The organism is Maribacter sp. HS, assembly GCF_048059195.1.
GTDB classification, from domain to species: Bacteria; Bacteroidota; Bacteroidia; order Flavobacteriales; family Flavobacteriaceae; genus Maribacter; species Maribacter dokdonensis.
Map to the genome: position 1 here is coordinate 617,977 of NZ_JAYLVV010000002.1, position 12,494 is coordinate 630,470.

Here is a 12,494-nt window from a genome sequence, read left to right on the forward strand (position 1 = left end):
TATAATTTTCGGCACCTTTTTTTACTCAAAAATATAGACATACAATTTATGGATTACGGAAAAGAATTCAAGAATTTCGCTATAAACGACCAAGGAATCAGTAGCACATATTACGATTCTATAATGAGCAGCATGTACCCAACGAACATGACGCCGAACATTATTGAAGAACGTTCTATGAATATTGTAGCAATGGACGTTTATTCGCGTTTAATGATGGACCGCATCATTTTTATGGGAACCGGTATCAATGATCAGGTTGCCAACATTATACAAGCACAATTATTGTTTTTGGCCAGTGTAGATGCCAAGAAGGATATTCAAATTTACATTAACTCACCTGGAGGCAGTGTTTATGCAGGTTTAGGTATCTATGATACCATGCAGTTTATCTCTCCAGATGTAGCAACAATATGTACAGGTATGGCAGCATCAATGGGTGCCGTATTATTATGTGCAGGAGAAAAAGGAAAACGTAGTGGTTTACAGCATTCACGTGTTATGATCCACCAACCTTTAGGTGGTGCACAAGGTCAAGCCAGTGATATTGAAATTACGGCTAGAGAAATCTTAAAATTAAAAGATGAGCTTTACCAGATCATTGCTGAACACTCTGGTACAGATATCGAAAAAGTACGTGAAGATAGTGATCGTGATTACTGGATGAAGGCAGATGAAGCTCTAAAATACGGTATGATAGATGAAATTTTGGTAAGGGAGAAGAAATAATTTCGACTAACTTATTCAAATAAATAGATGATTTTTAAACCAAAAACGATTTTAAATCGTTTAGGTATAGAATTGAGAAGATAGATAATGGCAAAGGAAAATTTAGAGTGTTCATTTTGCGGCAGAAAAAAACCAGAGACAAACTTGTTGATTGCTGGTCTTGACGCACATATTTGCGACCGTTGTATTGAGCAAGCACATGGTATTGTAGCAGAAGAATCAAAACAAACGAAGACCAACGATCTTTCTTCTGAACTTGTTTTAAAAAAACCACAAGAGATCAAAGAGTTTCTTGACACTTTTATAATTGGTCAAGAACGTACCAAAAAGGTAATGTCTGTTGCAGTATACAATCATTACAAAAGATTATTACAACCTTCCTCAAAAGAAGATGATGTAGAGATACAAAAAAGTAATATTGTTATGGTTGGTCAGACCGGTACAGGTAAGACCTTAATGGCAAAGACAATTGCCAAATTACTTAATGTACCGTTAGCTATAGTTGATGCTACCGTATTAACCGAAGCTGGTTATGTTGGTGAAGATGTAGAAAGCATTTTAACCCGTCTTTTACAGGCAGCGGATTACAACCTAGAGAAAGCGGAAAGAGGTATTGTTTTTATAGATGAGATTGATAAAATTGCACGTAAAAGCGACAACCCTTCCATAACAAGAGATGTATCTGGTGAAGGTGTTCAACAAGGTTTATTAAAACTTTTAGAAGGCACAACGGTTAATGTTCCGCCTAAGGGAGGAAGAAAACACCCTGACCAAAAGTTTATTGAAGTCAATACCGAGAATATTCTATTCATTGCCGGTGGAGCTTTTGATGGTATAGAACGCGCCATTACCAAAAGGTTAAACATGCAAGCCGTTGGGTACAGCGCATCAAAATCCGACAGTACTTTAGACGATGACAATTTGTTACAATATATCATCCCTAAAGATTTAAAGGATTTTGGACTTATTCCTGAAATAATTGGTAGACTACCGGTTCTTACACATATGAATCCGTTAGACAAGAAAACGTTAAGAGCAATTTTAACCGAGCCAAAAAATGCAATCATTAAACAGTATGAAAAACTGTTTGCTATGGATGATATTACTTTTAGCATTACCGACCAAGCATTGGACTACATTGTAGAAAAAGCTATTGAATATAAGCTTGGAGCTAGAGGCTTGCGTTCTTTATGCGAAGCTATTTTCACCGATGCGATGTTTGAAATGCCTAGTTCGGGTGAAACCAACTTTAAGGTAACAAAACCATATGCCGAAGAAATGTTATCTCATGATACCATTAAAAAATTAAAGGCCGTTTCATAAATACCAATGTATACAAAACAAAAAAGCGAAGATTTTCATCTTCGCTTTTTTTATGCATTATATTCTTTTATAAGATAATTACACCACCTTTTTTTTAACCTGTGGCGCAATCTGTGTTACCTCTTGCAATAAGTCCATACAGACTTTTTTAATGATTTTCTCATCGGTATAAAGTGTATGCCCATAACCTGGCAATACTTCCATTTCAACACCTAGTTTATCACCCCATTCTTCGCTAGGTCTAAACTCGTCATTGGTACCGTATACCAACTGAAAAGGAATATTAGGCCTATCGTTCATTTTTCTGATTCTAGTTGGAGATACACCATATAAAGATTTAACAGGCAAACCTTTTTTTGCAGCTTCCCAAACTATGGTAGCACCTGTACTAAAAGCTAAATAGTAGCAAGGCTTCGTTTCTTTCTTTAACAAATGAGACACAGCAGTGTCCGTACCACCTTCAATAAAGGCATTATGTACATTTTCTTCTGTTTGGATCAAAATATCCAAATTTGCCAATTGTTGGCTATCATAAAAAGTAATATCAAAATACTGTTGTAGATACCCTAAATAAGACGTAATCCACAATCCTTTTTTAGCGCCCCACATATCTGAAACGATCACTAATTTTTCTGCCATAATAATAGTATTTATAGTATTGGTTAAGTTTTGCTTCAGCAAGTTGTATTAATTATCCTACCAATCCCTATTTAATTGTCTACAGGTTAATATTATCGATGTAGTTCCTAATTTTAAGATTTATAAAAAAAATGAAACATCAACGTTTAACTGAAAACAAAGTTTACATTAACATCAGCTAATTTAGAGCAAGTGTTGCCAAAAAATAAAATTTTGTTGTGATTGGACTAATATTTAGTGTGTATAGAGCAAATTACTTGTTCATGAGTAAAAGCTCATCTAAATAATCCCTTTTATTAGACAATCTGGGTATCTTATGCTGCCCGCCAAGTTTGTCATTTTTCTTCAACCAATCATAAAAAAGATTTTTTCTGGCTTCATGAATTATGGGAGCATTCAAAGTAATATTATGAAGTCTCTTTGCTTCATAATCAGAATTAAGAGATTTTAATGCATTATCAAAAATCTCAACAAACGCTTTAAAATTTTCAGGTAGTTTTCTAAATTCCATGATCCACTCATGTGCACCTTTTTCTTTATTGACCATAAAAACCGGTCCGGCGGTGTAGTCCATTATTTCTGCGCCGGTTTTTGCACATGCTATTTTTAAAGCTTCTTCGGCATTTTCAATTATAAGCTCTTCGCCAAATACATTAATATGATGTTTTGTTCTACCGGTAACTTTAATACGATACGGGCTTTTTGAAGTAAAACGTACCGTATCCCCTATTTTATATCGCCACAGACCAGAATTGGTCGTTATAACAATGGCATAGTTTTTACCAAGTTCAATATCCCATAACGGTATAGCTTCTTCATTTAATTCGCCATATATGTTCATAGGTATAAACTCATAAAAAATACCGTAATCTAACATCAGCAGTAAATCGTCTGCACCATTTCTATCCTGAATGGCAAAAAAACCTTCAGAGGCATTATAAATTTCGTAATATCTAAAATTGCTTTTAGGAAGTATCTTTTTGTATTGCTCTTTGTATGGGTTAAAATTTACACCACCGTGAAAATAAACCTCAAGATTTTCCCACACCTGAAATAAATTTTCCTTACCTGTTTCCTCTAGCACTTTATTCATAAGCACTAACATCCATGATGGCACACCGGCCAAACTAGTTACGTTTTCATGAACACTTTCATGAATAATGGCCAAAAGCTTACTTTCCCAATCGCTCATTAACGACACCTTGTTACTAGGCGTACTGCTATACTCGGCCCATAAGGGCATGTTATCTATTAGTATGGCAGATAAATCCCCAAACAAAGAACCATTATCCTCGTATAACTCTTTACTACCACCTAAACGAAGGCTTTTACCAGTGAACAGTTGTGAATTTTCATTGTTGTTTAAATAAAGGCATAAAAGATCTTTACTGGATTTATAGTGACAATCTTCCAAAGCCTCTGCGCTCACCGGTATAAACTTACTTTTAGCATTGGTTGTTCCACTACTTTTGGCAAACAATTTAACTTTGGTTGGCCAAAACAAATTCTGTTCCCCTCTCCGGGTACGTTCAATTATAGGCTGAACTTCCTCGTAAGAAACAATAGGCAATCTTTCTTTAAACTGATTATAAGATTCAATAGATTCAAAATCATAGGTTCTACCCACCTCGGTATCTTCTGCAAATTCCAACAATTGCAACAAAACTTCTTCTTGGACTTCTTCGGGATATTTTAAAAAGAGTTCAATCTGGTGAAATCGCTTTTTAAGCAACCAAGAGGCAATAGAATTAAATAGGGTAATTGGCATTTATAGGTATCTTTGTCTTGCTAAAAGTAGCGTATCTAATTATCATTTTCAAATTGACAAATCAATAAGCTAAATTAACATGCAATACGAAGGAGTACTAAGAAAAATGCAGACCGAAATAGGAAGTCCAATTCAATATTATATGCTTTTTGAGTCCGATTTCCTAAACGTGAACCAAGTACTTGACAAATCGCTGAAAATAGAATTTATAAAACACCAATGCCTTAACTGCGGTAACGACAGACCTATATATAGACAAGGCTTTTGTAGAACATGTTTTTTTGAAATACCATCTGCAGGCGACTGGATCATGCGACCAGAGCTGAGCAAAGCCCATTTAGATCAAGAAGATAGAGATCTAGCTTATGAGAAAAAGGTACAACTACAGCCTCACATTGTTTATTTAGCCAATTCTAGCAATGTTAAGGTTGGTGTCACCAGAAAAGCACAAGTACCTACCAGATGGATCGACCAAGGTGCGCACGAAGCTATTGAAATCGTAGAGGTACCTAATCGTTATTTGGCAGGAATTACCGAAGTTGCCCTAAAAGACCATGTTGGAGACAAAACAAACTGGCGAACCATGCTTACCAATAATGTCGTGGACGAAAATCTACAAGAATGGCGAGAAAAACTCAAACAATACATACCAGAGGAAGCATTGCCGTATTACCTAGAAACCAACAAAGAGACTGAATTAGAATTTCCTGTGTTGCAATACCCAACAAAAGTTAAAAGCCTTAACCTTACTAAAACCCCTACCTTTGAAGGCAAATTAAAAGGTATAAAAGGTCAGTATTTAATTTTTGAAGATAATACTGTATTCAACGTTAGGGGTAGCGAGGGTTATTATGTTGGCTTAACCATTAGTTAGTACTATCTTTTTTCTTATTTCCGAATAGGCCTCCTAAAATATCCTTAGCTTTTTCCTTCACCGCTTCTTTCTCAATTTTAGCAGGGGTAGAATCTTTCTTAACGGTTGTTGCTGTATCTTTTTTTGTAGCTAAAATTCCGCCTAGAATATCTTTTGCGCTTGTTTTGGTCGAAGACGTTTCACCGCTTACAGAATCTTGTGCAGCCTTATTTCCGGAAATTAGACCACCAATAAGATCTTTGGCCTTATCAGTACCTTTATTTATTAACTTTTGCTTTTCAATCTCTATTAATTTACTCGTAAGCGCCTTTACACCTGATGTTAGATCGGTTGTAACAGTTGGGCTGTTATACGCCCCGCCAATACTAGCAACAACGGGAATAGTTAGATCGGTTAAAGTAGCATCATCAATTTTAGCTATAAGTTTGGTAACATCAGACCCAAGGTACTTTGCCGGTACCTGTAAAGATGCTTTATAATTCAATTTTTGATCAAAAGAATGGTTACCATCTACATTAATAGCAATATCCTTATAATTCAATGTAAACGGCTTCACCGCAACTACACCATCTTTAAAGGACAATGATGTTTTAATATCTTTTAAATTCAACTGATTTACATCTATAAAATTCAATTTAGAAACAAGAGTGTTTAATACCGGCGCAGATTCAGTATTTACATCTTCTGTCATGATATCGGCAAATAAATCGCCACTCAGGGACAGTAGGTTCGGCAAAAGATCATCTGTCAAATTACCTGATAAAGAAATATCCGAGGTTAATTTTCCATTCAACATTTGAGCTATGGGAGCTATTGCTTTAAAAAGATCTACAGAAGCAAAAGTTTCTTGAATACCCAATTGATTTAGATCTAGCTTCATGTTAAAAGTAGGAGTTTCCGTTTTAGTAGACACTTGGCCATTAAACCCTATTTTCCCACCAAACATTCCGGCAGACATATCACTTAATGTTGCCGTTTCATCTTTAATTTTTAAAACACCGGTTACATCGCTTAAGACGATATTATCATATATCACTTTTTTAGCATCTGCATTGATTGTAGCGTCCAAGAATGAAGGGATTTTAATTTTTTCTTCTTCAACCGTATTTCCTCCAGTTGATTCATTTTCACCTGTAGAAGATGTTGTCTCTGTCTCGGCAACCATAAAATCGCTTAAAGCAAAAGTATTAGACTTCAAGTTGAAATTACCTTCTACCTTTTCATCATTGAACATGAAACCTAAAAGGTTGTTTATAGTTCCTGTTGCATCAAAATCCGTTGTACCTGTAGTACCATTCAGGTTGTTTAAGGTAACTGTCTTAGGGTTAAAGGTTAAACGTGCCGCCTTAAACTTTACCGGATTTGCAAGTTCGTCTGAGTTATATTCAAAATCTGTTAAGCTCAAATCTCCTGTAGTACTCGTTTTCTCATATTGCTCTTTTTCTACCGAAGCCATATCAAAAGCAGTTGTAATATCAGCCTTCAACATGCCTTTTAGATTATATTCAGCTGGTACCGGATATGCTTTTGAGATATTGGCCAAGTTCATATTTCCATCCATATGTGCCTTAACCTTTGTATTACCCATAAGCTCAGTAATATTAGAAGTAAGGTTAAACTTATCTTCATCTATCATGAACGATGCCTTGTTGATATTAACGTAAGTGTCTTCAACAATTCCTGTTTTATTATCTATCTGAACATCAAAAAACACATTTTTAACCGCTTTAGGTAAATCTGGATATTTAAAAGATGCATTATCAGATTTAAGTTCTATGTGAAATTTTGGAATATGGGTTTCATCCACCACTCCGTTAAAATTACCATTTACAGCAAAATCACCTGTTGTGGTCACATTTTCAATATTCTTAGAATAAATTTCCGGTATTACAGCTAAGAAATTTTTAAAATCGGATGACGGAGTTTTGAAAGTTAAATCAACTTCTTGGCTGGTATCGTTCAACTTAACAAAACCATCAAAAACCAATGGTAATTGATTGATTAAGGCCTCATTCTTTAAAAAAGAATACTTGTTCTCATTTAAATCTATACCAATAAGTGCATCTAACTTGATCTTATTCTTGTTTAAGTAATTAACACTATCCATTTCCAAAGAAATAAGAGCGTTGGTATGCGTATCCAATTCAGAAGTTGCCAATGACAGGTCTCCCGTACCATTATGTTGAAAATCATCCAATTTAAAAGCTATACCTGTAGATTTATCGGTATAATAAATTCTTGAATTGGTGATTTCATAAGACTGTAGATCAAAAGAAAAACCATCTGTAGAAGTAGGTTCTTCTACGGTTGTTGTAGTTTCAGAAGCAATGGCAATATCATAATTTGCATTCTCTTCTTTATCGACTACAATATTGACCAGAGCCCCCTCTAAATTGATATCATTAATAGCAATAGCATCGCCAGTACTTTTAAACAACTGCATTATTCCCATGGTCAAATCCAAATTGTTTGCCTTGAACAAGGTGTCACCTTCAAATGGCGCCTTATTAATTAACACCACATCTTTGAAATTCACTTCTGCATTTGGAAAGCTTTTGACCAAACTTAAGTTTGCCTCAGAAAAATCCAAAGTTGCATTTACATTATTATTCACATTATTTTTAATAATGTCTCCAATTTTAGCCTCTAAGAAAAAAGGTGCCGCTATCAATACAATTAAAATTAGCAATAGAAATACACCTACAATCTTCAATATTTTCTTACCCATAGTATAATTTTATACTGTTTAGTTTACTGTTCTTATTCTAATACGTCTAAATCCAATTCTTCATTTGGCTTTAGATTAAAACGTTTTCTCATTATATATACGAAGAAATAGAGAAAAGGGGTGTCTATAAATGCTATAAAAATCTTAAAAATAAATCCGCTCACTACAAGTCCGAAAAAAAGATTCCAAGGCAATACTTTAAACACACATAATAATGCCACAACGGTAAACGTATCTAGAAATTGTGACAGGAAAGTTGAAAAATTATTACGCAACCATAAATACTTTCCTTTTGTCAATTTTTTCCAAAAATGATAAATGGCAACATCTACATATTGCGCCAACAAATACGCGATCATAGAGGCCAAGACCGCTATTGGCGATAAAGCAAAAACTTGTGTAAATGTAGTATCATCTATAGGCGACGATGGTATAGCGGGGGCAACCTCAGCTACCAATATTATACCCATGGAAAAGAATGAAGCAAAGATACCTGCCGTAACAATTTGGTTAGCCATTTTTCTACCGTAAATTTCAGATATGAGGTCTGTAATCAAAAATGTAATCGGGTAAGGCAAAATACCCACGGATATTTCAAAAAGTGACACACCAAAAACAGTGAAATCCCCGAAGGGATTCCAATAAAAAAATTTTTGAAAAATCAGGTTGGAGACTACTAGGGAAGTAATAAACAAAGCCCCTAAATACAGATAAATACGGTGTGCTAATTTTCTATCCTTTAAGGTCATATACTTATTTAATATCTAAAGCAAACGGCATTCTTGCCTGAACCCCACTTTGCTTTTTAAAAGATTGCAATTCCTTAAGTACTTGATAAGCCTCTTCCCCTATTTCATCTTTTAAAAGGTTCTCTTTTATTTTTACGCTTGCACCTTCCAAATCTTCCATAAAACGTTCAAAGCCACTTTTATATTTAGGAAATTTTTTAACTCCGTAAGTATCTATTTCTGCCATTTCTGCCGCCGCAGATATAGCATCGTCCAAATTACCCAATTCATCTACTAATCCAATTTCCAGAGCCTCGGTACCGCTCCACACCCTACCTTGTGCCACACTATCCACCTGTGCCATTGTCATACCTCTACCTTGCGACACTCTTTGCAAAAATGTTTCATAGGTTTCCTCAATACTTTCTTGAACTTGATTTTTAAAACTTTCTTGCATTGGTTCAAATAGCGAATATTCTACTGCATTTTTGTTGGTACCAACCTGTTCTGCGTTTATACCAACATTGTCTGCCAACTCAGTTAAATTGGGCACTGTACCAAATACACCAATAGACCCTGTTATTGTAGTAGGTTCGGCGAAAATTTTATTGGCTCCCGCAGCAATATAATATCCTCCAGATGCTGCCACATTACCCATGGAAACTATTACCGGTTTCACTTTTTTAGCCAATTCCACCTCTCGCCAAATAATATCGGAAGTCAAAGCGCTACCCCCAGGTGAATTCACACGCAACACTATAGCCTTTACCTTGTCATCTTCACGCGCTTTAATCAAGGCCTCATTAATTATACCTTGACCAATGATATTTGGTCCACCTTCACCATAAAATATTTCTCCCTGCGCAAAAACTACGGCTATTTTATCATCGCCAGATTTTAAAGTCTTTTTATTGGAATACTTTACATAATCATCTAAAGAACTATAGTTAATCTTTTCATCCTTCTTTAGTTCCAGCGCATTTGCCAATTTATTTTCATATTGATCATAAAATACTACATCATCTACCAACCCGGATAACTTTGCAAAGTTAGGCGTTCTACCACCTAAAGTATCTGCTATAACGTTGAGGTCAGATTCAGAAATAGAACGTGTTTCTGAAATATCGGTCACCATTGAATTCCAAAGTGACTGCAACAAAGCGGTCAATTGACTCCTATTTGCCTCACTCATATTATTCTCCAAATAGGGCTCAACCGCACTTTTATATTTCCCATGGCGTATAACTTCCATCTTAACGCCAGATTTTTCTTGAAGCTCTTTGTAATAAAGCACTTCAGTAGAAAGTCCTTTGAAATCTAATACTCCTACCGGGTTTATAAAAACAGAATCTGCGACACTGGCCAAATAATAATCTCTTTGCATAAAGAAATCTGCGTATGCGTATATAAACTTACCCTCCGCTTTGAAATCCTCTAAAGAACGTCTAATTGCCTGAGTCTGTGCCAAACCGGCGATAATAAAGTTGTTATTGATACTGATTCCTTTTATACGGTCATCATTTTTAGCCACCTCAATAGCATGGATAATTTCATCTAAACCTTGTGATTCTTCAAAAATACCAGCAAACGGATCAAGCTCATTGCTACCGGTATAATCAGATATTGGTCTTTGTAACTGTAACTCAAGAATAGAATTATCTTTTACCGCAACAGCATCTTCACTACTGCTTACAAGACTTACAAATATTAAAAACATTACGAACAAAATACCAAAAGCAAATAGAGAACCTAAAATAGATGCTAGAAAATTTCTTAAAAACTTCATTTAAATCTTTCTTTTAAATAGTTAACAAAGATAACTAATGTGAATATGTTTTAGTTATTTTGTTCTAACATTATGGGAGTATACAAAACAGCACTTTTATCAATAGGAAGTAATTTGGGTAACCGCCAATTATTATTACAAAAGGCCATTTTTGAAATTGGCAAGGTTGCGGGCGAGGTAAGACAAGTATCTGCCACCTATGAAACCCCTTCTTGGGGTTTTGAAGGCGAAGATTTTTTCAATGCCTGTTTAGAACTACAGACCTTACTTACACCAGAAGAACTACTTGTTAAGTTATTATCCATTGAAACAGCTTTTGGAAGGGAAAGAAAAAACAGCGACGCGTACGAGAGTAGAACTTTGGATATTGATATTATATATTATGAAAAAGAGGTTATAAATACCGAAACGCTTACAATACCGCACCCAAAAATGCAAGAGAGAAAATTTATTTTAAAACCTCTTGCCGATATTTCACCCCAGTTTTACCATCCTATCTTTAATAAAGACACCCGCAATTTATTACAAGAATGTAAAGACAAAAGTACCATTACCAAACAAGTTCCCAGGCTTTTTAAAAATAGACATACGTTTTTTGCCAGTTTACAATATGTAGCTATAGAAGGTAATATTGGTGCTGGAAAAACAACCTTGGCCACAAAAATTGCTGAGGATTTCAATGCAAAATTAATTCTAGAACGATTTGCCGAAAACCCTTTTTTACCTAATTTTTATATTGACCAATCTAGATATGCTTTTCCATTAGAAATGTCATTTTTAGCAGACCGCTATCAGCAATTCACAGAAGATACCAATCAATTAGATCTTTTTAAAAGTTTCATGGTAAGTGATTATGACATTTATAAATCCCTAATATTTGCCAAGGTCACTCTACAACAAAACGAGTTTGACCTATATAGAAAAGTATTCAACTTCATGTACAAAGAAGTTAAAAAACCTAAAATTTATGTTTACCTGTATCAAACTACAGAACGACTATTACAACAAATTAAGCAACGAGGAAGAGACTACGAACAGAATATTGAACTTACCTATTTAGAAAAAATTAACCGGGGCTATTTTGACTTTTTACGCACCTACCCTAAAGAAAACCAACTAATTATAGACGTTAGCGCCTTAGATTTCGTAAGTAGCAGCAATGATTATGAAACGGTTTTAACCAAGATTGAAGACTTCGCCCTGACCAATTTATATCAATAATAAATTACCGGATTTCTTGCGTAAATGAAAAGAAAATCTTTTATTGTGGAGGCATACGTGCAACTAACTAACTCAAACTATACTAAAAAACCTGGTCTACGACCAGGTTTTTTTATGCGTTAATTTTACTCCAGCAATCCCAAACTACGATACCCACACTAACCGAAATATTTAAGGAATGCTTAGTCCCAAATTGAGGTATTTCCAATACTTCGTTACTTGCCGTAACCACATTTTGAGCAACACCTTTAACCTCGTTTCCAAAAACTAGGACCTGCTTCTTTTCTTTTGCAGGAGCATAATCATTCAATTGAGTTGCATTCTCTGCTTGTTCTACAGAAATTACATGACATCCTTCATTTTTAAGCCTTTCAACCAATTCTATTGTATCTGGAACATATTCCCAATCTACACTATCGGTTGCGCCTAGGGCAGTTTTATGAATATCCTTATGAGGAGGAGTAGCCGTTATACCGCATAAATATATTTTTTCAACAAGAAAAGCATCGGCCGTTCTAAAAACCGAACCAATATTATTTAAACTTCTTATATTATCAAGTACAATTATAATTGGTGATTTACCTGCGCTTTTATATGCTTCAACATCTATTCTACCCAGTTCATCATTTCGTAATTTCCTCATAGTCCCAATTCAATTTCATTAGCACAATATGATCGTAAACTTATCCTCAAATATC

The 12,494-nt window shown here is 35.0% G+C and carries 10 protein-coding genes; 4 read left to right on the forward strand and 6 right to left on the reverse strand.

Going from position 1 to position 12,494, the window contains the following annotated elements:
* Nucleotides 1-48: 48 nt before the first annotated feature.
* Both clpP and clpX read left to right on the forward strand, forming a co-directional pair.
* The gene (clpP, locus tag VBZ51_RS02855) at nucleotides 49-729 is read left to right on the forward strand and encodes an ATP-dependent Clp endopeptidase proteolytic subunit ClpP (RefSeq protein WP_058103896.1); all 681 of its coding nucleotides are present in this window, start codon (nucleotides 49-51) and stop codon (nucleotides 727-729) included.
* Between the two features lie 87 nt (nucleotides 730-816).
* A complete protein-coding gene (gene clpX, locus VBZ51_RS02860) occupies nucleotides 817-2,052 on the forward strand; it encodes an ATP-dependent Clp protease ATP-binding subunit ClpX (RefSeq protein ID WP_058103897.1) in 1,236 nt (411 codons plus the stop codon).
* Nucleotides 2,053-2,130: 78 nt separating this feature from the next.
* On the opposite strand, the gene VBZ51_RS02865 is transcribed toward clpX, so the two are convergent.
* Nucleotides 2,131-2,691, reverse strand: a complete 561-nt coding sequence (locus VBZ51_RS02865) for a hypothetical protein (protein ID WP_416576000.1) — start codon at nucleotides 2,689-2,691, stop codon at nucleotides 2,131-2,133.
* A 253-nt stretch (nucleotides 2,692-2,944) separates the two neighbouring features.
* Nucleotides 2,945-4,459, reverse strand: coding sequence for a GH3 auxin-responsive promoter family protein (locus VBZ51_RS02870; protein ID WP_321826513.1), 1,515 nt, complete (start codon nucleotides 4,457-4,459; stop codon nucleotides 2,945-2,947).
* A gap of 79 nt (nucleotides 4,460-4,538) precedes the next feature.
* Here VBZ51_RS02870 and VBZ51_RS02875 point away from each other — a divergent pair, with 79 nt between their 5' ends.
* Nucleotides 4,539-5,333, forward strand: coding sequence for a DUF2797 domain-containing protein (locus VBZ51_RS02875; RefSeq protein ID WP_286812907.1), 795 nt, complete (start codon nucleotides 4,539-4,541; stop codon nucleotides 5,331-5,333).
* Here VBZ51_RS02875 and VBZ51_RS02880 read toward each other — a convergent pair.
* From VBZ51_RS02880 to sppA, 3 genes are read right to left on the reverse strand one after another with little or no spacing between them, the layout of a single operon-like run.
* Nucleotides 5,326-8,061 carry an AsmA-like C-terminal region-containing protein gene (locus tag VBZ51_RS02880; protein ID WP_416576001.1) on the reverse strand — a complete coding sequence of 912 codons (2,736 nt, stop codon included), beginning with the start codon at nucleotides 8,059-8,061 and terminating at the stop codon, nucleotides 5,326-5,328. The two genes, VBZ51_RS02875 and VBZ51_RS02880, sit on opposite strands and share 8 nt — an antisense overlap.
* Nucleotides 8,062-8,093: 32 nt before the next feature.
* Complete coding sequence (locus VBZ51_RS02885; RefSeq protein WP_074672073.1) at nucleotides 8,094-8,810, reverse strand: queuosine precursor transporter; 717 nt, start codon at nucleotides 8,808-8,810, stop codon at nucleotides 8,094-8,096.
* A gap of 4 nt (nucleotides 8,811-8,814) precedes the next feature.
* Nucleotides 8,815-10,575 (reverse strand): signal peptide peptidase SppA, encoded by a 1,761-nt coding sequence (gene sppA, locus VBZ51_RS02890; RefSeq protein ID WP_416576002.1) that lies wholly within the window; start codon nucleotides 10,573-10,575, stop codon nucleotides 8,815-8,817.
* A 72-nt stretch (nucleotides 10,576-10,647) separates the two neighbouring features.
* Between sppA and folK the strand changes: the two genes are divergently transcribed.
* Complete coding sequence (gene folK / locus VBZ51_RS02895) at nucleotides 10,648-11,796, forward strand: 2-amino-4-hydroxy-6-hydroxymethyldihydropteridine diphosphokinase (protein ID WP_099189729.1); 1,149 nt, start codon at nucleotides 10,648-10,650, stop codon at nucleotides 11,794-11,796.
* Between the two features lie 112 nt (nucleotides 11,797-11,908).
* Here the strand turns inward: folK and VBZ51_RS02900 are convergent, their stop codons facing one another.
* Complete coding sequence (locus tag VBZ51_RS02900; protein WP_071341292.1) at nucleotides 11,909-12,439, reverse strand: RNA methyltransferase; 531 nt, start codon at nucleotides 12,437-12,439, stop codon at nucleotides 11,909-11,911.
* Nucleotides 12,440-12,494 lie beyond the last annotated feature (55 nt).

Bases quoted from the DNA above. Each gene is read 5' to 3' on its own strand.
- VBZ51_RS02885 (WP_074672073.1), bottom strand. From the start codon at position 8,810: ATGACCTTAAAGGATAGAAAATTAGCACACCGTATTTATCTGTATTTA.
- sppA (WP_416576002.1), bottom strand. From the start codon at position 10,575: ATGAAGTTTTTAAGAAATTTTCTAGCATCTATTTTAGGTTCTCTATTT.
- VBZ51_RS02880 (WP_416576001.1), bottom strand. From the start codon at position 8,061: ATGGGTAAGAAAATATTGAAGATTGTAGGTGTATTTCTATTGCTAATT.
- folK (WP_099189729.1), top strand. From the start codon at position 10,648: ATGGGAGTATACAAAACAGCACTTTTATCAATAGGAAGTAATTTGGGT.
- VBZ51_RS02875 (WP_286812907.1), top strand. From the start codon at position 4,539: ATGCAATACGAAGGAGTACTAAGAAAAATGCAGACCGAAATAGGAAGT.
- clpP (WP_058103896.1), top strand. From the start codon at position 49: ATGGATTACGGAAAAGAATTCAAGAATTTCGCTATAAACGACCAAGGA.
- VBZ51_RS02865 (WP_416576000.1), bottom strand. From the start codon at position 2,691: ATGGCAGAAAAATTAGTGATCGTTTCAGATATGTGGGGCGCTAAAAAA.
- VBZ51_RS02900 (WP_071341292.1), bottom strand. From the start codon at position 12,439: ATGAGGAAATTACGAAATGATGAACTGGGTAGAATAGATGTTGAAGCA.
- clpX (WP_058103897.1), top strand. From the start codon at position 817: ATGGCAAAGGAAAATTTAGAGTGTTCATTTTGCGGCAGAAAAAAACCA.
- VBZ51_RS02870 (WP_321826513.1), bottom strand. From the start codon at position 4,459: ATGCCAATTACCCTATTTAATTCTATTGCCTCTTGGTTGCTTAAAAAG.